We start from the raw sequence: 19,417 nt of genomic DNA on the forward strand, positions 1-19,417 counted from the left end.
CACGACGGGCATTTTTCGACGGCACATCCATGTGCCGGCGAAAAACGACGCGCATCCTGCGCGTCGCCCTTCGGGTATTCGCCCGCCGTGGCTGCCGCGCCGAGGGGACCCCGGGTGAAGCAAAACAGCCAAAGCAAAAGCCACAGCCACAGCCACAGCCACAGCCAAAGCCAAAGCCAAAGCCAAAGCCAAAGCCAAAGCCAAAGCAACAGCCAAAGCAACAGCCAAAGCAACAGCAACAGCAACAGCTAAGAACGACAGTGCGATCGAATTCCCCCTGTTAACGGAACCACCATGAACTTCATCTCCACCCGTAACGCCGCTCCCGCCGTGTCGCTCAGCCAGGCCATCGCCGCCGGGCTCGCCCCCGATGGCGGCCTGTACGTCCCCGAGCGCCTGCCCGCCGCCCGCGACCTGCGCGCCGGCGCCAGCCTCGCCGAGACCTCCGCGGACCTGCTGGCGCCGTTCTTCGATGGCGACGATCTGGCTGAGGAACTGCCGGCCATCTGCGGCGAAGCCTTCGACTTCGCCGCGCCGCTGCAGCCGCTGGCCACGCCTGGCGATCATGCATTGGAGCTGTTCCATGGCCCGACCGCCGCGTTCAAGGACTTCGGCGCCCGCTTCCTGGCTGCCTGCCTGACCCGGCTGCGGCGGGGGGCGCAAACGCCGTTGACCATCCTCGTCGCCACCTCCGGCGACACCGGTGCCGCGGTCGCGGCCGCGTTCCATCGCCAGCCCGGGCTGCGCGTGGTGGTGCTGTATCCGGACGGGCGCGTGTCGCCGCGGCAGGCGCACCAACTCGGCTGCTTCGGCGACAACATCCACGCCCTGCGCGTGGCCGGCTCGTTCGACGATTGCCAGGCGCTGGTCAAGCAGGCGCTGAACGACGCCGACCTGCAGGCGCAGGCGCCGTTGAGTTCGGCCAACAGCATCAGCCTGGGGCGCTTGCTGCCGCAGATGAGCTACTACGCGCATGCAGCCCTGCAGCACCATGCCGCGCATGCGCAGCCGCTAAACCTGGTGGTGCCCACCGGCAACCTGGGCAATGCGCTGGCCGCGATCCTGGCGCGTGCGCTGGGCGTGCCGCTGGGCCAGATCGTGCTGGCGACCAACGCCAACCGCGTGCTGCCGGACTTCTTCGCCGGCGCCGATTACGTGCCGCAGCCCAGCGTGGCGACCCTGGCCAATGCGATGGACGTCGGCGCGCCGAGCAATGTCGAGCGCCTGCGCTGGCTGTACCAGGGCGACGATGCCACGCTGCGCACCCAGTTCCAGGCGTACTCGGTGGACGATGCGCAGATCCGCCAGACCATCGGCGAGCGGTTCCGCCGCTACGGCGAGGTGCATTGCCCGCACACTGCCACCGCGCTGCACGTGCTGCAGCAACTGCGCGCCGAGGGCGCGGAGGCCGACGCCGGCGACTGGGCGGTGGCGGCCACCGCGCATCCGGCCAAGTTCGAAGGGGTGGTGGAGCCGCTGATCGGGCAAGCGGTGGCGGTGCCACCGGCCTTGGCGGCGCTGCTGCAGCGGCCGGCGCAGGCCGAGCCGATCGCGCCGGACTACGCGGCGCTGCGCGCGCGGCTGCTGGCCGGCTGAGCGGCACGGGCCGGGGCGCGCGCGAGCGCGTCCGACGGCTCAGTCGGACGGCTGCAGCCGCTGCCAGGCGGCCAGGACGATGCCGCGTACCTGCAGCCAGTCCAGGCGCGAGCGCGGATGGTCGCGCAGGAACACGTCGCGCAATTGCGCGACCACCTCTTCCACGCGCTGGCCGTGGTACTTGAGGTAGGCGTCGTAGGCCAGCTTCAGCGCCGGCTCGTAGTCGTGGAACGCGTAACCGGGCTGATGGAAGCTGCTGTGTGCGTAATGCGCCTTCCAGAACTCCAGTTCGCGCTCGCGGTCCAGCATCACGCAGGCGCGCGAGGCGTGTTGCATCTCGATGGCGACGGCCATGTTGGCCCTCCGAGTGGTCCCCCCCACCGGCACCGCGGCGGCGCCGCAGGTGTGTTGCGCACTCAGTCTATGCCGGTCGGGCGTCGCCGCCGCGATGGCCTGCTGAAGCGTTCAGAGCTGGCGGTGCGGCAGTGCTGCACGCGGCAGTAAACCGGTGATCGGTTGGCTGCCAGCGGTCGCTGCACGGTTGTCCACACGCGATGTGGAGCGTTGCTCTGGAATCCTGTGGATAAGTGGCCGGGCACCGCATGGCGTCAGTGCCTGGAGCGGCATGGCGAAAAAATCGCCACGCCGGTCCGCTCAGTCTTCGTCCGACGCCAGCCGGTGCAGCGCGGCGAAGTCGCGGATCTCCACCACGTGCAGTTGCGGCAAGGCGATCAGGCCCTGCTGGCGCAGCTTGGTGAAGGTGCGGCTGACCGTCTCCATGGTCAGGCCGAGATGGTCGGCGATGTCGCCGCGGCCCATCGGCAGCACCACCTTGTTGCCGGCATCGCCCTGGCGCGCCGCGCGGGCCGCCAGCTTGAGCAGGAAATCGGCCAGTTTCTCGGCCGGCTGCAGCCGCGCCAGCGACAGCGCCGCGTCCTGCGCCGCATCCAGCTCCAGGCAGGCGCGTTGCAGCAGCTTGCGCTCCAGGTGCGGGAACTGCGTGCGCAACTGCTGCATCTGCGCCACCGGCACCCGGCACACCCGGCTGTCGGCGATGGCTTCGATATCGTGGCGGTGCCTGGCCGATTCGCTCAGGCCGACGTAATCGCCGGGCAGGACGAAACCGGCCACCTGGCGGCGTCCGTCGGCGAGGGTGCGGACCAGGCGCAGCGCGCCGGCGGTGACGGTGTAGACCGCCTGCCGCGCCTCGCCGGTGCGCGCCAGGGTGGCGCCGGCGGCGTAGTGCAGCGAGGTCGTGGCCCGTTCCAGCGCCTGCACCTCGTCGCAGGCCAGCGCCGAGCAGATCGCCAGGTGGCGGACCGCGCAACGCAGGCACTCGTTGCCGCGCGGTTCGCGCGGGGCGGACGCGTCGGCGTAGGGCAGGGCGAATCCGGAAGGAGGCCTGTTCATGGGCGTGGCAGCGGCTTCGGCACCGGCGAATGATACGCCGATGCGGCCGCGCGTGGCCGGTGCGGCTAGAATTGGCGTCCCGCTCGCCCCCGAATCGCAGGAGTTCCGCACGTGATCAAGCCCCGTACGCCGCCCGGCATCATGGAATTGCTGCCACGCGAGCAGATCGCGTTCCAGCGCATGCTGGACGTCATCCGCCGCAATTACGAGCGGTTCGGGTTCCTGCCGGTGGAGACGCCGGTGTTCGAGCTGTCCGACGTGCTGCTGACCAAGTCCGGCGGCGAGACCGAGCGCCAGGTGTACTTCGTGCAATCCACCGGCGCGCTGGCCAATGCCGCGGCCGAGGGCGGCGAGGGCGGGCTGCCGGAGCTGGCGCTGCGCTTCGACCTGACCGTGCCGCTGGCCCGCTACGTGGCCGAGCACGAACACGAGCTGAGCTTCCCGTTCCGGCGCTACCAGATGCAGCGCGTGTACCGCGGCGAACGCGCCCAGCGCGGCCGCTTCCGCGAGTTCTACCAGTGCGACATCGACGTGATCGGCAAGGATGCGCTGAGCATCCGCTACGACGCCGAGGTGCTGGCGGTGATCCACGCGGTGTTCGCCGAGCTGGGCATCGGCGATTTCGCGGTGCAGTTGAACAACCGCAAGCTGATGCGCGGTTTCTTCGAGAGCCTGGGCGTGGCCGAGGGCGAGCGCCAGCTCGCGGTGCTGCGCGAGGTCGACAAGCTGGACAAGCGCGGCGCCGACTATGTGCGCGAGACGCTGGCCGGCGAGGGCTTCGGCATTCCCGCCGAGCAGGTGCAGCGCATCCTCGACTTCGTCGCGGTGCGCTCCAGCGGCCACGACGACGCGCTGGCGCGACTGCAGGCGCTGGAGGCCGATGCGGCGTCCAGTGCGACCCTGCGCGAGGGCGTGGCCGAACTGCGCGAGGTGCTGGCCCTGGTCAAGGCGCTGGGCGTGCCGGAAACCGCCTACTGCCTCAATTTCTCCATCGCCCGCGGCCTGGACTACTACACCGGCACCGTCTACGAGACCTTGCTGACCGACTACCCGCAGATCGGCTCGATCTGCTCGGGCGGCCGCTACGAGGACCTGGCCAGCCACTACAGCAAGTCCAAGCTGCCCGGCGTGGGCATTTCCATCGGCCTGACCCGGCTGTTCTGGCAGTTGCGCGAGGCCGGGCTGATCGATGGCATCGCCTCCAGCAGCGTGCAGGCGATGGTGGCGCTGATGGACGAGGCCAAGCTGGACGACGCGCTGGACATCGCGCGGCGCCTGCGCGCCGGCGGCATCAACACCGAAGTGCAGATGGAGCCGAAGAAGATCGGCAAGCAGTTCCAGTACGCGGCCCGTGCCGGCATCCGCTTCGTGGTGCTGGCCGGCGACGACGAACTGGCGCGTGGCGTGGTCGCGGTCAAGGACCTGCTGCGCGAGCAGCAGTTCGAGATCGCCCGCGACGAACTGGCCAGCACGCTGCAGGTGGAACTGGAGCAGGCCAAGGTGATGGCCTGAGTCTGGTGGCGGCGGCCGGCGACGGCCGCCGCGCTGTGCGAGATCTTGGTAGGAGCGGCTTCAGCCGCGACCGGCATGGCCGGTAACCCCGGCCACGGCTGATCCCAAAAACGCAAACTTACAGCAGGCCCGCACCCTGCAGCATCGCCTTGAGCGCACGCCGCTGCGCGCCATCGTCCGCCGGCCAGCCCTGCACTTGCGCGACGACCTTGCCGTCGCGCACCAGGAAGAACGTCGGCATGCGCCACTCGCGCGGCAGCAGCGGCCACTCTTCCACATCGTAGAGCGGATGCAGCGGCGTCTGCGGATGCGTGCGGTTCCAGGCGCGCAGTGCGTCCAGGTTCTCGCTGCCGGGCGGCAGGCTCAGCCATAGGGCATGGCGGCGGAACACCGGCCCAAGCTCGGGATCGGCGGCGATGGCGGCTGCGGCGTCGGCGGCGAAATGGCAGCCGGCGGTGACCAGGAGTTGGGTCGGCCGCAGATCGATCCGCTGGCGGCGCAGGGTGCGGCCATCGGTGTCCAGCGACCATAGCGTCGGTCCTTGCGCGCCCGTGTCCAGGCGGTCGTCGATGCGCAGCCAGTGGGGCCAATCCGCACTGCCGCCCGCGGCAACGAGCGCCCTGGCATCCTCGACGCGGTGCGCCAGCAGCAGTGCGTTGCCGGCAGCCTCCAGTTGCGTGGCAGTGGCCTGGCCGCGCAGGCGCAGCTGTGCCAGCAGTTGCAGTTGCGCGTCCAGTCCGGCCGGGATCGGGCGCAGCGCGTAGGCGGCGGCCACGGCCCGATACAGCAGTTCCAGCGCAGCAGCGTCCAGGTGGGTGATGGCGGTGGGGTCGAAGGCTTCGGGCAAGGCGCTGCGCAATACCGGCCACGGGTCGCCCTGCGTGTGGCGTGCGCCGCGCGGATCCCGGTTGTAGCGGTTGTAGCGGCGCTCGAGGTCGCCGATCGGGGCGGCGGGATCGCTGACGCGCGGTTGCGTCGCCCAGTGCGGCAAGCTTTCCGCGTAGCGCTCGACCCCGAACAGCGCCAGCAGCGCCCGGCCCTGCGTGCGGGTCAGCTGCGGCAGGTCCTGCGTATCGAATCCACCCAGGCCATTGCGGCCGAACACCAGGCCGTCGAGGAAGCGTTCGTGGGCGCCGGGCGTGAGCGCGTCCAGCGGCGTGCGTTGGCCGGCGTGGGCGCGCAGGTAGGCGGCGAGCTGGGCGCTGGAGCGGATCGGCAGGCCTGCCGCAGCAACGGTGTCGCCACTTGCGGCCACCTGGGCAGGTGGTGTCGGAGACGGAGGCTGCGCCAGCGCATGCGTCGCCAGGCACAGGGCAACACTGGCAAAACATGCGTAACGCATGCGGCGCTCCTGCGGCGGCGGGTGAGCCGATGCTAGCGGTCATCGGACGGCGCTGCCAAAGGCTGAAGCCGCCATCTTCCGCGATGGGGTCGCGACTGGGGCGCCTGGGCAGCGTGGGCATCCAGCGCGGACGCCGAATGGCTGAACCGCGGACCAGCGCAACCTGCACAAGCTTGACCTTGTAATAGCGTGCTATTACATTAGCGCAATGAAACAACGTCCCGTCCCTGCAGAAGACCGCGACAGCGACGCCTCGTTCAAGGCGTTGGCGCGTACCCTGGCCCAGCTCGGCAAACCGCAGGAAGTGGCGGCGTTCCTGCAGGACCTGTGCACGCCGGCCGAGCTGGAGGCGATGGCGGACCGCTGGCGCGTGGTGCCGCTGCTGCTCAAGGGCGTGCCGTACCGCGAGATCCACGACCTGACCCAGGTCAGCGTCACCACCATCGGCCGTGTCGCACGGACCCTGGAATACGGCGCCGGCGGCTATGCCGCGGCGCTGCGCCGGCAGACGGCGCGCCCCTCCGATTCCCACTGAGATGTCCTGATGAGTGCTTCCCTGGCAGCACCGGCCCGCGACCGGCTGCGTATCGCGATCCAGAAGAGTGGCCGCCTGGCCGAGCCGGCCCGCGCGGTGCTGGCCGCCTGCGGGCTGAGCTGGCGCGAGAGCCGCGACAAGCTGTTCTGCTACGGCGAATCGTTGCCGGTCGACCTGCTGCTGGTGCGCGACGACGATATTCCCGGGCTGATCGCCGACGGCGTGTGCGATTTCGGCATCGTCGGCCGCAACGAACTCGAAGAGCAGGCCGGCGAGCGCCGCCGCAATGGCCTGCCCGAGGCCTATCGCGCCCTGCGCGGGCTCAACTTCGGACAGTGCCGGCTGATGCTGGCGGTGCCGGACAGTTGGGAGTGGAGCGGCCCGCAGCAGGTGCAGGGATTGCGCATCGCCACCAGCTACCCGGCGGTGCTGGCCGACTGGCTGGACGCGCGTGGCATCGCTGCGCAGGTGGTGGAGCTGTCCGGCTCGGTGGAGATCGCGCCGCGCCTGGGCACCGCCGACCTGATCTGCGATCTGGTCTCCAGTGGCGCCACCCTGGCCGCCAACCAGCTCAAGCCGGTGGAGACGCTGCTGGAGAGCGAGGCGGTGCTGGCCGGTCCGGTGCGTGAACCGGCCGACGCCCGCGCCGGCCTGGCGGCGATGCTGCTGCGCCGGCTCGACGGCGTGCTCAAGCTGCGCGACAGCAAGCTGCTGATGTTCCGCGCCGCGCGCGAGCGCGTCGCCGACCTGGCGCGCTTGCTGCCCGACGCCGAACCGCTGGTGCAACTGCCCGGCGATGCCGATGGCCCGCTGCAATTGCAGACCATGTGCCACGGTGCGATCACCTGGCAGCGCATGGAGGAACTGGAGCGCGCGGGCGCGCAGGGCTTGATGGTGTTGACGGTGGAGCGGTCGCTGGCATGAATCGATTGGAATGGAGCGCGCTCGACGCGCAGGAGCGCAGCCTGGCGCTGACCCGGCCGGTGCAGCGCGTGGCCGAGCAGACCCGCAACGCGGTGGCGCAGGTGCTCAATGACGTACGTAGCCGCGGCGACGTCGCGCTGCGCGAGCTCACCGCGCGTTTCGATGGCGTGGTGCTGGAGACCTTCGAAGTGAGCGCCGCCGAGTTCGCCGCCGCTGAGGCTGCCGTGCCGGCGCCGCTGCGCGCGGCGATGGCCGAGGCGGCGGCGCGGATCGACACCTTCCACCGCGCTGGCATGGCGCAGCCGTATGCGGTCGAGACCGCGCCGGGCGTGGTCTGCGAGCGCGTGGTCCGGCCGATCGGCCGGGTCGGCCTGTACGTGCCGGCGGGCAGCGCACCGCTGCCGTCGACCGCGCTGATGCTGTGCGTGCCGGCGGCGCTGGCCGGCTGCCGCGAGGTGGTGCTGTGCACGCCGCCGCGCGCCGACGGCTCGGCGGATCCGGCGGTGCTGGTCGCGGCGACGTTGTGCGGGGTGGACCGGGTGTTCAAGCTCGGCGGCGCCCAGGCGATCGCGGCGATGGGCTTCGGCACCGAGACCGTGCCGTCCTGCGACAAGCTGTTCGGCCCCGGCAACAGCTACGTCACCGAGGCCAAGCAACAGGTCGCCCAGGCCGGTGCGGCGGCGATCGACATGCCGGCCGGTCCGTCCGAAGTCTTGGTGATCGCCGACGCCGGTGCCGATGCGGCCTTCGTCGCCGCCGACCTGCTGTCGCAGGCCGAGCACGGTCCCGACTCGCAGGTATTGCTGCTGTCCGACAGCGTTGCGCTGATCGAGGCGGTCGAGAACGAACTGGAGCGGCAGCTGGCGACGCTGCCGCGCGCGGCGATCGCCCGGCAGGCGCTGGCCGCGTCGCGGCTGATCCGCGTCGATAGCCTGGAGGACGCCTTCGCCATCAGCAACCGCTACGCCCCGGAACACCTGATCCTGGCGCTGCGTGCGCCGCGCGACTGGCTGGACCGGGTCGAGGCCGCCGGTTCGGTATTCCTCGGCGACTACACGCCCGAGGCGCTGGGCGACTATTGCAGCGGCACCAACCACGTGCTGCCGACCAGCGGTGCCGCGCGTGCCTACAGCGGCGTGAGCGTGGCCAGCTTCCAGAACTTCGTCAGCGTGCAGAGCGCCAGCGCGGCCGGCATCGCCGCGATCGGCGGTTGTGCGGTGTTGATGGCGCGCGCCGAGGGCCTGGACGCGCACGCCAACGCGGTGGCGCTGCGCATGGAGAAGGCCGCATGAGCCAGACTCCAGACGCACGCGCCGTGCTGGCGCTGGTCCGCCCGGACCTGCGCGAGTTCGCCGGCTATTCGTCCGCGCGCAGCAGCGCGCTGCAGGGCGAGATCTGGCTCAATGCCAACGAATCGGCCTGGGCCAACGCCGCCGACGGCGACGCCGGCAACCGCCGCTATCCCGATCCGCAGCCGCCGGCGTTGCGCGCCGCACTGGCGCAGCTGTATGCCTGCGCCCCGGAACAACTGCTGCTCGGCCGTGGCAGCGACGAGGCCATCGACCTGCTGCTGCGCGCCCTGTGCGAGCCGGGCCGCGACGCCATCGTCATCACCCCACCGGTGTTCGGCATGTACGCGGTGTGCGCGCGGCTGCAGAACGCGCGCGTGGTCGAGGTGCCGCTGCGCGATACGACCGACGGCCTGCTGACCGACGTGGACGCGGTGGTGGACGCCGCATTGAGCCAGATGGCCAAGCTGGTGTTCCTATGTTCGCCGGGCAACCCAGGCGGTGCGTCGATCGCCCTGGCCGACATCGCTCGCGCTGCCGAGCGCCTGCAGGGACGTGCGGTGCTGGTGGTGGACGAAGCCTATGGCGAGTTTTCCGACGAAGCCTCGGCCACCAGCTTGCTCGCGCGCCACGCCAACCTGGCGGTGCTGCGCACGCTGTCCAAGGCGCATGCGCTGGCGGCGGCGCGGATCGGCTGCGTGATCGCCGATCCGGCGCTGATCGCGGTGCTGCGCCGCTGCCAGGCGCCGTATCCGATTCCGGCGCCGTGCACGCAACTGGCGCTGGCCGCGCTGCAGCCCGAACCGCTGCGGCAGACCGCGGCGCGGGTGCAGGAGGTGCGGGCAGAGCGTGCGCGCATGCAGGCGGCGCTGGCGGCGTTGCCGGGCGTGCGCCAGGTATATCCGTCGCAGGGCAATTTCCTGCTGCTGCGCTTCGACGACGCCGAGGGCGCGTTCCAGGCGCTGCTGGCCGCCGGGGTGGTGGTGCGCGACCAGCGCGCCGCGCCGGGCCTGGGCGATGCGCTGCGCATCACCCTGGGCACGCCGGCGCAGAACCAGCGCGTGCTCGGCGCCTTGCAGGCGTGGAGGGCGGCGGCATGACCCCGATCCTGTTCGTGGACCGCGACGGCACCTTGATCGAAGAGCCGGCCGATTTCCAGATCGATGCCTACGAGAAGCTGCGCTTCGTGCAGGGCGTGATCCCGGCGATGCTCAAGCTGCGCGACGCCGGCTACCAGTTCGTCATCGTCACCAACCAGGACGGCCTCGGCAGCGAGGCCTACCCGCAGGCCGCCTTCGACGGCCCCAACGACCTGATGCTGCAGATCTTCGCCAGCCAGGGCATCGTGTTCCGCGAGGTGCTGGTCGACCGCAGCTGGCCGGCCGACAACGCGCCCACGCGCAAGCCCGGCATCGGCCTGATGCTGCCGTACCTGCAGGACCGGAGCATCGACTGGGCGCGCTCGGCGATGGTCGGCGACCGCGTCACCGACATCCAGTTCGCCGAGAACCTGCGCATCCGCAGCTTCCAGTTGCGCACCGCGCAGTTCGGCGGCGAGTGGGACTGGGCCGGCATCGCCCACGAACTGGCCGATGCGCCGCGGCGCGCGCGGGTGCAGCGCGACACCAAGGAAACCCGCATCGCGGTGGAGCTCGACCTGGACCTGGCGCGCGACCCGCACTGCGCCACCGGCCTGCCGTTCTTCGACCACATGCTCGAGCAGATCGGCAAGCACGGCGGTTTCGCCCTGGACGTGCGCGCCGAGGGCGACCTGCACATCGACGAACACCACACCATCGAGGACACCGGCCTGGCCTTGGGCCAGGCGTTGCGTCATGCGCTGGGCGACAAGCGCGGCATCGGCCGCTACGGCTTCACCCTGCCGATGGACGAGACCCTGGCCAGCGCCGCGCTGGACTTCAGCGGGCGCCCGTACTTCGTGTTCGAAGGCGAGTTCAAGCGCGAGCGGGTCGGCGACATGCCCACCGAACTGGTGCCGCACTTCTTCCGCTCGTTGTGCGATGCGGCCGGGCTGAACCTGCACCTGAGCGTGCGCGGCGACAACGACCACCACAAGGTCGAGGCCTGCTTCAAGGCGCTGGCCCGCGCCTTGCGCCAGGCGCTGAAGCGCGAGGGTGCGGCGCTGCCCTCGACCAAGGGCGTGCTGTGAAGCGGCGCGTCGTGGATACGCGGAGGCTGCGATGAGCACGGTGGCCTTGATCGACGCCGGCGGCGCCAACCTCGGTTCGGTGCGCTATGCGCTGCAGCGGCTCGGCGTGGAGCCGCGGCTGGTGCGCGACGCGGCCGGTCTGCAGGGCGCGGAGCGGGTGATCCTGCCGGGCGTGGGGGCGGCGCCAAATGCGATGGCGCGGCTGCGCGAGCAGGGCCTGCTCGAGCCACTGCGCGCGCTACAGGTGCCGCTGATCGGCATCTGCCTGGGCATGCAATTGCTGTTCGAGCATTCCGAGGAAGGCGATGTCGACTGCCTGGGCCTGCTGACCGGCGTGGTCCGGCGCATGCCGGCGGCGCTGGGCATCCGCGTGCCGCACATGGGCTGGAACCGGCTGCTGCCGCTGCGGCCGTCGTCGCTGCTGGCGGGCGTGCCGGATGGCGCCAGCGCCTATTTCGTGCACGGGTATGCCGCGCCGGTCACCGCCGACACCGTCGCCGCCTGCGATCATGGCGGCCTGTTCACCGCGGTGGTGCAGCGTGGCCGCCGCTGCGGCGCCCAATTTCATCCCGAGCGCTCGGCGGACACCGGCGCGCGCATCCTGCGCAACTTCCTCGAGACCGACTTCCCATGAGCTTCGTCGTCTATCCCGCCCTGGACATCCGCGACGGCCGCGTGGTGCGACTGGCGCAGGGCGACTACGCCCGCGAGACCCACTACGGCGACGATCCGCTGCGCCGCGCGCAGGCCTTCGCCGAGGCCGGTGCGCAGTGGATGCACCTGGTCGACCTGGATGCGGCCCGCGCCGGCGGCTATACCCTGGCGCCGCTGCTGCAGCGGATCCGCAACGAGACCGGGCTGCAGGTGCAGACCGGCGGCGGCGTGCGCTCGCGCGCCGACGTGCAGCGCCTGCTCGATGCCGGCGCCAGCCGCGTGGTGATCGGTTCGCTGGCGGTGCGCGATCGTGAGTCGGTGCTGGAGTGGCTGGCCGAGTTCGGTCCCGACCGCATCACCGTGGCGCTGGACAGCCGCCAGGACGCGCACGGCGTCTGGCGCTTGCCCGTGCATGGCTGGACCGAAACCTCGTCGCTGAGCCTGGACGCGCTCGCCGGCGAATACGCCGCGGCCGGGCTGATCCACCTGCTGTGCACCGACATCGCCCGCGACGGCATGCTGTCCGGGCCGAACCTGGCGCTGTACGCGCACCTGCGCCAGCTCGCGCCGGCGTTGGCGGTGCAGGCCTCCGGCGGCATCCGCAACGCCGCCGACGTGCGCGGTGCGCGCGAGGCCGGCTGCGCCGGTGCCGTGCTCGGCAAGGCCTTGCTGGAAGGGCGGCTGCGCCTGGACGAGGCGATGGCATGCTGAGCCGGCGCATCATTCCGTGCCTGGACGTGCGCGAGGGGCGCGTGGTCAAGGGCGTCAAGTTCCGCGACCACGTGGACATGGGCGACATCGCCGAGCTGGCGCTGCGCTACCGCGACCAGGGTGCCGACGAACTGGTGTTCTACGACATCGGCGCCAGCCCGGAAGGACGCTCGGTGGACTACGCCTGGGTCGAGAAGGTGGCGCGGTTGCTGGACATCCCGTTCTGCGTGGCCGGCGGCATCCGCGACGTCGCCACCGCGCGCGCGGTGCTTCACGCTGGTGCCGACAAGATCTCGATAAATTCGCCGGCGCTGGAGCGGCCGGCGCTGATCGCCGAGCTGGCCGAGGCGTTCGGCGTGCAGTGCGTGGTGGTCGGCATCGATTCGATCCGCGAGGACGACGGGCAGTGGCGCGTGCGCCGCTTCACCGGCGACCCCAGCAAGACCCAGGCGCTGCGCATGCGCACCCTGGACTGGGTGGTGGAGGCGCAGCGCCTGGGTGCCGGCGAGATCGTGCTCAACTGCATGGACAGCGATGGCGTGCGCCGTGGCTACGACATCGCGCAACTGCATGAGGTGCGCGCCCTGTGCAAGGTGCCGCTGGTGGCGTCCGGTGGCGCTGGCGAGATGCAGCACTTCGCCGACGTGTTCGAGCGTGCCGACGTGGACGGCGCGCTGGCCGCCAGCGTCTTCCACAGCGGCGCGATCGCCATTCCCGAACTCAAGCGCTTCCTGCGCCAACAACAGATCGAGGTGCGCGATGGCGCATGAACACTCCCACGACGCGGATGCCGCCGACGCGGCGCTGGACTGGGGCAAGGGCGACGGCCTGCTGCCGGTGGTGGTGCAGGACGCCGCGACCCTGCGCGTGCTGATGCTGGGCTACATGAACCAGGAGGCGCTGGCGCAGACGCGCCGCAGCGGCCAGGTCACCTTCTACAGCCGCAGCAAGCAGCGCCTGTGGACCAAGGGCGAAAGCTCCGGCAACGTGCTGGACGTGGTGGCGATCGACACCGATTGCGATCGCGACACCCTGCTGGTGCTGGCGCATCCGCGCGGGCCGACCTGCCACCTCGGCCGCGACAGCTGCTTCCCGCAGGCGCCGGGCCAGTTCCTGGGCGCGCTCGACCGGCTGGTCGCGCAGCGCGAGCGCGAACGGCCTGCGGGCAGCTACACCACCCAGCTGTTCGAGAAAGGCACGCGGCGCATCGCGCAGAAGGTGGGCGAGGAGGGCGTGGAGACCGCGCTGGCCGGTGTCGCCCAGGGCGACGAGGAGTTGCTCGGTGAGTCCGCCGATCTGCTCTACCACCTGACCGTGCTGCTGCGCGCACGCGGCCTGGGCCTGGCCGACGCGGTGGCGGTGCTGGAAGCGCGACACCGCTGAGCCTGTCCGGCGCGGTCATCGTCGCGTCGATGTCGTTGGATACAATCGGGGGCCCTCGGCTTCTCCGGATGTTCCGCATGCTGCGCACCGTCGTCCTTGCCTGCCTGTTGGCCACCGCCGCTCCCGCCGTGGCGCAGACCGCGACGATCAGCGGCAGCGTCTACCAGGAACGCGACAACGCCCTGGGCCGCGGCCCGGGCGATGCCGGCATCGCCGGCGTGCAGGTGTCCGACGGTGTGCACATCGTCCGCACCGACGCGCAGGGTCGCTACCGCTTGGACGTGGAACCCGGCCGCACGGTGTTCGTGATCAAGCCCGACGGCTACAGCTTCGCCAGCGCCGGCAACGGCCTGCCGGACTACTGGCGGCATTACGCGCCCGCCGGCTCGCCCAAGCTCAAGTATCCGGGCATCGCGCCCACCCGCGGCGCCACCGACCACTGGGACTTCGCGTTGCGCGCGCAGCCCAAGGCCGACAGCACCGAGGTGCTGGTGTTCGCCGATACCCAGACCGCGTCGATGACCGATGTCGGCTACTACGCCCGCGATATCGTCGCGCCCTTGCGCGGCAAGACCCATGCGCGCATCGGCACCACCCTGGGCGACGTGGTCAGCGACGACCTGTCGCTGTATCCGGCGCTGAATGCGGAAACCGCAAAGCTTGGTGTGCCGTGGTTCCATGTGCCGGGCAACCACGACCTCAACTTCGACGCGACCGACGACGTCGATTCGCTGTCGAGCTGGCGTGCGGTCTACGGTCCCGACACCTACGCGGTGGAAGAGGGCGGCGCCAGCTTCGTGTTCCTGGACGACGTGGTCTACCAGCCGACGCAACAGCCCAAATACATCGGCGGCCTGCGCGCGGACCAGTTCGCGTTCCTGCAGGCCTACCTGGCCAGCGTGCCCAAGGATCGACTGGTGGTGTTGGGCCTGCACATCCCGCTGTTCGATGCGGCGCCGGGCAAGGAGACCTTCCGCCATGCCGATCGCGCGCGGCTGTTCGCGCTGCTGCAGGCGTTCCCGCATGTGCTGGTGCTCAGCGGCCACAGCCACACCCAACGCCACTATTACCACGGTGCCGACGAGGGCTGGCACGGTGCGCAGCCGCTGCACGAATACAACGTCGGCGCGGCCTGCGGCGCGTTCTGGTCCGGGGTCAAGGATGCCGAGGGCATTCCCGCCGCGACCATGGCCGACGGCACCCCGAACGGCTATGCACTGTTGACCGTGCGCCGCGACGGCGGCTATGCGCTGGCCTACCACGCCGCGCGTGCCGCCGACGACACCCAGATCGGCCTGCATGCGCCGAAGGTGTTGCGCCGCGGTGCCTATCCGGCCTGGGGCGTGTACGCGAACGTGTACATGGGCGAGGACGACACGCGCGTCGAGTACCGCGTGGACGACGGCGCCTGGAAGCCGATGCAGCGGGTCGAACAGCCGGATCCGACCCTGCTCGCCGAGAACGCGCGCGACGATGCCGCCGACGCGTTGCGCGGCTACGATCGGTCGCCGGAAGCGATTCCGTCGCAACACCTGTGGCGCGGCGCCTTGCCGACCGATCTGAGCGTGGGCGCGCACCGCATCGAGGTCCGCGCGTTCGACCGCTGGCGCGGCGAGCAGCACGCCAGCGGCAGCTATCGATTGCAGGACGCCTCTCCCTGATCGCGCCGCGGTTGCGACGCTGGCGTCGCGTCTCGGCGACGCCAGGTCAGTCGCGATCTAGGTTCTTTTGATCGCCGCCTGGGCTGTGCCCGGCGCACGCGCTGGGCGAAGTAGAACCGGCTGTTGTCGTTGGCGATGACGCCGATGAGCCGATCGGCGCCGGCATTGGCGAATGTGCCGCCGTTTGTCCAGTTCGGCGCGCCGTCCCAGGAGCCGTGCCAGCTTTCATCTGCAAGTTACTTGAAGGACATGCTTTGCATTGATTGAATAACTGCACTGCTCCACACGGTTCGCCAGTTTGACGTCATGCGTTTGCTTGTCCGCGTACCTGCAGCGTACGGTAACGAATCGGCCCTCATCGTAGATGTAGCCCAGAACCCAGTGGCCGTATCGCTCCTTTGCCACGTCGGGCTCAAGAGTTGCGAGATCCTGTGGTTCTCCATCGAATGCATCGATGGAGCGAAGTGGCTGATCCTGTCGAATGGGGCAGACTGAAGGCGCGGCGAGCACGGTACTCCAGCCAAAAAGGCAAAGTAGAAGAGCGGCAACTCGCTTGCTCAATGACATAGACGTTGTTTCCATTGTTTGCCGCTCGTATCTGCGCTGCCGTGCCTGCGGATCCGTCAGTATCAAGTCGGGTGCGGCGAAGGCCCATTCTTCATCGGATACGTCGGTTGGATAGAGGCGTGGTGGCTTCATCGCCTACGATAGCCGACGGTTGTGGACCATCGCCGCGGCGCGGTCCGGCGTACTACCGGTCTGGAGTCGGCATGAAACAAAAAAACCTCCATGAAGGAGGCCTATAAAACGCGAGGATCCTGGCTGGCGAGCGAAGGCTGGCGGGCGGGCGGATCGGTGCGCAGCTGGCTGGCGAAAGGCTGGCGGGCTTGCTGCGGGACGGAGTGTAACGGCTGCATGCGATTGGCGATCGAATGCGAATTACTCTCATCTATGGGGTTGCTGCGAATTCCTGCTCCAGGCCCCAGGCGCACCGAGTGTGGGGTCTTACGCGCATTGCTCGACGGAGCAGGGCGGCTCACTGCGTGGGAGTGGCAGTCGATGGCGGTAGCGCCCGTTTTGCGGGCGTCGGGGGAACAGTGGTTTGCGTGGTCCCGGGCGCGTGGTCCGGTTCGCCATCGGTCGCAGTCACTGCGTCGTCCGCATCGGGTTCCGGATACGGATAGACCGGTGCGGCGGCGTTCGGCAACTGCGCACGCCAGTGCTGCAGCCACGCGCCGATGCGCGCACCCACGTACAGCTGCGGGTACGACGGCGCCTCGCCTTCGGCCTGCTCGCGTGCGCTGATCTCGGCGCTGGCCAGGCGATAGCTGTCGACCAGGTCGGTGGTGCGCGCCAGCGCGTCGATCAGCCAGGCGCGGCCGAAATAGGTGGCGCTGGCGGTGTTGCCGCAGCCGAACGATGGCCGGTCGCGACGCGCGGCGGTGATCACCAGGGTGTCGGCGGTCTTCAGTGCGGGCACGAAGCCGCCCGAGTAGCAGGCGGAGATCACGATGATGCGGTTGCGGATTCCGGTGTCGTCGAGCAGGCGGCGCAGTTCCTGCGGCGTGATGGTGTCGTACTCGGCATCCTCGCCGGGGCCGAACTGCAGATACAGCTCGTGCTGGTCGGTGCCGTGGCTGGTCAGGAACAGCAGCAGCGCGTCCTCGCGCTTGTCCATCAGCTTGCCGATGCGGTCCAGCGTATCGGCCAGGTTGTCGTACGAGGCCTGCGGCGCGTAGGCGTGCGCGCCGAGATTGTCGCCGTGGTTGATCAGGATGGCGATGCGCCCGGCCGCGCCGAAGCGCTGCGCGAACATCTGCCGCAGGTACAGCACTTCGTTGCGGAAGACGTCCTCGCTGGCGTCGCCGGCGAAGCCCACCACGTACAGGTCGGGGATGCCCGGGCGCTGCGCCTGCAGCGACCCCAGCGCCTGGCGCAGCTGCGCCTGGTCGACCGGATCCTGCGCCGCCTCGTCCTGCGCGGTGTCGGCCGCGCCGGCCGGCATGGCGCCGGCATCGGAATGGCAGGCGGGCAGCGCCAGCGCCAGCAGCGCGGCGGGCAGCAGTCGGCCGCGCACCACGGCAAGCGGGCGCCGCATCGCCGCCAGGGCGGCCATCAAGGCAGCGACAGGCCTGCGCATGCGCGGGGACTCAGAAGCCCAGGTCGGCGAAGCTCTCCGCGCGGCGGTGGCCGTTGCAGGCCTCGCCCTGGCGCGGTTGCGGGTAATCGTCGCGGCGGTCGATCAGCACCGTGTCCAGGCCGGCGGCGCGGGCCGCATCCAGTTCGGCCACCACGTCGGACAGGAACACGATCTGCGCCGGCGCCATGCCGATCGCCTCGGCGATGCGCGCGTAGCTGGGTTGCTCGCGCTTGCCGCCGATCTCGGTATCGAACCAGCCGGAGAACAGGCCGCGCAGGTCGCCGGCGTCGCTGTGGCCGAAGAACAGTTTCTGCGCCGGCACCGAGCCGGACGAGTACACGTACAGTGCCCGGCCGTCGGCATGCCAGCGGCGCAGCGCCGGCGCGGCATCGGGATAGATGTGTGCGGTGAAGTCGGCATCGCGGTAGCCGGCTTCCCAGATCATGCCCTGCAGCGCCTTCAGCGCGGTGTGCTTGCGGTCCTCGTCGATCCAGCCCTGCAGGGTCTCCACGATCACCGCATCGGTGCAGATGCCGCCGCATTCGCTGGCGACCGCATCCAGCCACTGCCGCACCTGCGGCTGCTGGCCGTGCTCGCGCACGAAGCCGGGCAGGGCGCGGCGCGCATAGGGGAACAGCACGTCCTTGACGAAGGAGATGCTGCTGGTGGTGCCTTCGATGTCGGTGAGTACGACGCGCGGATCGGTCATCGCTCAGTGCGCCTCGCCGCGCAGCTTCGCCTCGTAGCGCGGGAAGCGCTGGGCGATGTCGGTGCCGGTGAAGTGGCCGACCCAGCCGTCCGGCTCGGTGAAGAAGCGGATCGCGACGAAGCGCGGCTCCGGCCCCATGTCGAACCAGTGGTGGGTGCCGTCGGGCACGGCGATCAGGTCGTCCTGCACGCATTCGATCTCGTAGACCTTGCCGTCCACGTGCAGGGTGAACAGGCCGGAGCCGGCGACGAAGAAGCGCACCTCGTCTTCCTTGTGGAAGTGCTCGTCGAGGAACTTCCTGCGCATCTCCTCGCGCTGCGGGTTGTCCGGGGCGATGCTGACCACGTCCACGGTCTTGAAGCCGTTGGCGGCGACCAGGCGGTCGATGTCGGCCTTGTAGGCGGCCATGACCGCGTCCGGCGAGGCGCCGGGCTCGATCGGCTGGTTGGCCTGCCAGCGCTCGAAGGTGACGCCGATCTTGCGCAGTTCGGCGGCGATCGCGTCGCCATCGCGGCTGTCGAACAGCGGCGTGTCGGGAGTGGTGTCGGCGAAGATGCGGAGTCGGCTCATGGCGGCGGGCGAAAGCGTCAGGGGGACGAAAAGGGTAGCAGGTGCGCGGCCGGCGGCCGTTGCGGCGCTGGAACGCTGTCGCGCCGGGACCGGTCAGCCGGCGGCGCGCAGCTTGCGCAGCTCCAGCTCGCAGTGCAGCAGGAACTCGAAGGCCTCCAGGTGGCGGCGCGCCTCGGCCATGTCGCGGCCCCAGGCGTACAGGCCGTGGCCGTCGATCAGGTAGCCCCACAGCGGCGTGCGGTCGAGCAGGGCGTCGACCTGCGCCGCCAGCACGGTCATGTCCTGGGTGTTGGCGAACACCGGCAGGTCCACCGCGGTCTCGTGGGTCTGGTTGCCGTGCAGCGCCTTCAGCAGCTCGTAGCCTTCCAGGCGGATATGGCCCTGCGGCGCATACAGGCGCGAGGCGATGGTCTGCACCGGCGAGTGCGTGTGCAGAATGCAGCCGACCTCGGGGAAGCGCCGGTACAGCTGGGTGTGCAGCAGGGTTTCGGCGGACGGGCGCAGCGGCCGGCCGACGGCCTGGCCGTCGAAGTCCACCACCATGATGTCGTCCTCCACCAGCCGGCCCTTGTCGCGACCGGACACGGTGATCGCGGCATGGCGATCGTCCAGGCGGTGCGAGAAGTTGCTGCTGGTGGCAGGCGTCCAGCCGGCCTGCGAGAGCTCGCGGATGTTGTCGATCAGCAGGTGCGCCAGCGTGCGCAGGCGCTCGGAATCGTAGGGCAGTGCGTTCATGCGCGTAGTGTAGGGCTTGGGGGTTGGATTGGGATGACAGGTGGCTGCACCCAGGAGCATCTCCTCATGCCGTAGC

The 19,417-nt window shown here is 70.1% G+C and carries 21 protein-coding genes; 12 read left to right on the forward strand and 9 right to left on the reverse strand.

What is annotated here, in order from left to right; all coding sequences use genetic code 11:
* A partial coding sequence (locus PIQ37_RS04995) for a hypothetical protein (RefSeq protein ID WP_342072622.1) occupies positions 1-245 on the reverse strand: 245 nt, incomplete at its 3' end.
* 49 nt (positions 246-294) lie between these two features.
* Between PIQ37_RS04995 and thrC the strand changes: the two genes are divergently transcribed.
* Positions 295-1,596 carry a threonine synthase gene (gene thrC / locus PIQ37_RS05000; protein ID WP_342072623.1) on the forward strand — a complete coding sequence of 434 codons (1,302 nt, stop codon included), beginning with the start codon at positions 295-297 and terminating at the stop codon, positions 1,594-1,596.
* A 39-nt stretch (positions 1,597-1,635) separates the two neighbouring features.
* Here the strand turns inward: thrC and PIQ37_RS05005 are convergent, their stop codons facing one another.
* The gene (locus PIQ37_RS05005) at positions 1,636-1,950 is read right to left on the reverse strand and encodes a hypothetical protein (RefSeq protein WP_342072624.1); all 315 of its coding nucleotides are present in this window, start codon (positions 1,948-1,950) and stop codon (positions 1,636-1,638) included.
* 300 nt (positions 1,951-2,250) lie between these two features.
* Complete coding sequence (locus PIQ37_RS05010; RefSeq protein WP_342072625.1) at positions 2,251-3,006, reverse strand: Crp/Fnr family transcriptional regulator; 756 nt, start codon at positions 3,004-3,006, stop codon at positions 2,251-2,253.
* Positions 3,007-3,117: 111 nt separating this feature from the next.
* Between PIQ37_RS05010 and hisS the strand changes: the two genes are divergently transcribed.
* Positions 3,118-4,518 (forward strand): histidine--tRNA ligase, encoded by a 1,401-nt coding sequence (hisS, locus tag PIQ37_RS05015; protein ID WP_043091906.1) that lies wholly within the window; start codon positions 3,118-3,120, stop codon positions 4,516-4,518.
* Between the two features lie 118 nt (positions 4,519-4,636).
* Here hisS and PIQ37_RS05020 read toward each other — a convergent pair whose 3' ends face one another.
* Positions 4,637-5,860 (reverse strand): thioredoxin domain-containing protein, encoded by a 1,224-nt coding sequence (locus PIQ37_RS05020; protein WP_342072626.1) that lies wholly within the window; start codon positions 5,858-5,860, stop codon positions 4,637-4,639.
* 208 nt (positions 5,861-6,068) lie between these two features.
* Here PIQ37_RS05020 and PIQ37_RS05025 point away from each other — a divergent pair, with 208 nt between their 5' ends.
* The 10 genes from PIQ37_RS05025 (at position 6,069) to PIQ37_RS05070 (ending at position 15,187) form a co-directional block, all read left to right on the forward strand.
* Positions 6,069-6,395: a YerC/YecD family TrpR-related protein gene (locus PIQ37_RS05025; RefSeq protein ID WP_017908286.1), complete on the forward strand. Its 327-nt coding sequence runs from the start codon at positions 6,069-6,071 to the stop codon at positions 6,393-6,395.
* A 9-nt stretch (positions 6,396-6,404) separates the two neighbouring features.
* Positions 6,405-7,319, forward strand: a complete 915-nt coding sequence (gene hisG / locus PIQ37_RS05030; protein WP_017908285.1) for an ATP phosphoribosyltransferase — start codon at positions 6,405-6,407, stop codon at positions 7,317-7,319.
* A complete protein-coding gene (gene hisD, locus PIQ37_RS05035; protein ID WP_342072627.1) occupies positions 7,316-8,611 on the forward strand; it encodes a histidinol dehydrogenase in 1,296 nt (431 codons plus the stop codon). Before hisG ends, hisD begins: the two co-directional genes overlap by 4 nt.
* Positions 8,608-9,708, forward strand: coding sequence for a histidinol-phosphate transaminase (gene hisC / locus PIQ37_RS05040; protein ID WP_342072628.1), 1,101 nt, complete (start codon positions 8,608-8,610; stop codon positions 9,706-9,708). The genes hisD and hisC overlap by 4 nt, the downstream gene beginning before the upstream one ends.
* Positions 9,705-10,778, forward strand: a complete 1,074-nt coding sequence (gene hisB / locus PIQ37_RS05045; RefSeq protein ID WP_342072629.1) for a bifunctional histidinol-phosphatase/imidazoleglycerol-phosphate dehydratase HisB — start codon at positions 9,705-9,707, stop codon at positions 10,776-10,778. The genes hisC and hisB overlap by 4 nt, the downstream gene beginning before the upstream one ends.
* A gap of 31 nt (positions 10,779-10,809) precedes the next feature.
* Positions 10,810-11,412: an imidazole glycerol phosphate synthase subunit HisH gene (gene hisH, locus PIQ37_RS05050; protein WP_342072630.1), complete on the forward strand. Its 603-nt coding sequence runs from the start codon at positions 10,810-10,812 to the stop codon at positions 11,410-11,412.
* A complete protein-coding gene (gene hisA / locus PIQ37_RS05055) occupies positions 11,409-12,143 on the forward strand; it encodes a 1-(5-phosphoribosyl)-5-[(5-phosphoribosylamino)methylideneamino]imidazole-4-carboxamide isomerase (protein WP_342072631.1) in 735 nt (244 codons plus the stop codon). The genes hisH and hisA overlap by 4 nt, the downstream gene beginning before the upstream one ends.
* Positions 12,137-12,913, forward strand: coding sequence for an imidazole glycerol phosphate synthase subunit HisF (hisF, locus tag PIQ37_RS05060; RefSeq protein ID WP_184448029.1), 777 nt, complete (start codon positions 12,137-12,139; stop codon positions 12,911-12,913). The genes hisA and hisF overlap by 7 nt, the downstream gene beginning before the upstream one ends.
* Positions 12,903-13,526, forward strand: coding sequence for a bifunctional phosphoribosyl-AMP cyclohydrolase/phosphoribosyl-ATP diphosphatase HisIE (hisIE, locus tag PIQ37_RS05065; RefSeq protein WP_152238864.1), 624 nt, complete (start codon positions 12,903-12,905; stop codon positions 13,524-13,526). Before hisF ends, hisIE begins: the two co-directional genes overlap by 11 nt.
* Before the next feature lie 77 nt (positions 13,527-13,603).
* Complete coding sequence (locus tag PIQ37_RS05070; RefSeq protein WP_342072632.1) at positions 13,604-15,187, forward strand: calcineurin-like phosphoesterase family protein; 1,584 nt, start codon at positions 13,604-13,606, stop codon at positions 15,185-15,187.
* 225 nt (positions 15,188-15,412) lie between these two features.
* Here PIQ37_RS05070 and PIQ37_RS05075 read toward each other — a convergent pair whose 3' ends face one another.
* From PIQ37_RS05075 to PIQ37_RS05095, 5 genes are all read right to left on the reverse strand, one after another.
* On the reverse strand, positions 15,413-15,886 hold the full coding sequence (locus PIQ37_RS05075; protein ID WP_342072633.1) for an STY0301 family protein: 474 nt from the start codon (positions 15,884-15,886) through the stop codon (positions 15,413-15,415).
* 337 nt (positions 15,887-16,223) lie between these two features.
* On the reverse strand, positions 16,224-17,303 hold the full coding sequence (locus PIQ37_RS05080) for a C13 family peptidase (protein ID WP_407136531.1): 1,080 nt from the start codon (positions 17,301-17,303) through the stop codon (positions 16,224-16,226).
* A 34-nt stretch (positions 17,304-17,337) separates the two neighbouring features.
* Entirely contained in the window at positions 17,338-18,036 is a 699-nt protein-coding gene (gene mtnC, locus PIQ37_RS05085) for an acireductone synthase (protein ID WP_342072635.1), read from the reverse strand.
* Positions 18,037-18,039: 3 nt separating this feature from the next.
* Complete coding sequence (locus PIQ37_RS05090) at positions 18,040-18,606, reverse strand: 1,2-dihydroxy-3-keto-5-methylthiopentene dioxygenase (RefSeq protein ID WP_342072636.1); 567 nt, start codon at positions 18,604-18,606, stop codon at positions 18,040-18,042.
* Positions 18,607-18,699: 93 nt separating this feature from the next.
* Complete coding sequence (locus tag PIQ37_RS05095; RefSeq protein ID WP_017912143.1) at positions 18,700-19,341, reverse strand: methylthioribulose 1-phosphate dehydratase; 642 nt, start codon at positions 19,339-19,341, stop codon at positions 18,700-18,702.
* Positions 19,342-19,417: the final 76 nt, after the last annotated feature.

This window comes from Xanthomonas protegens, from assembly GCF_038442435.1.
GTDB classification, from domain to species: Bacteria; Pseudomonadota; Gammaproteobacteria; order Xanthomonadales; family Xanthomonadaceae; genus Xanthomonas_A; species Xanthomonas_A sontii.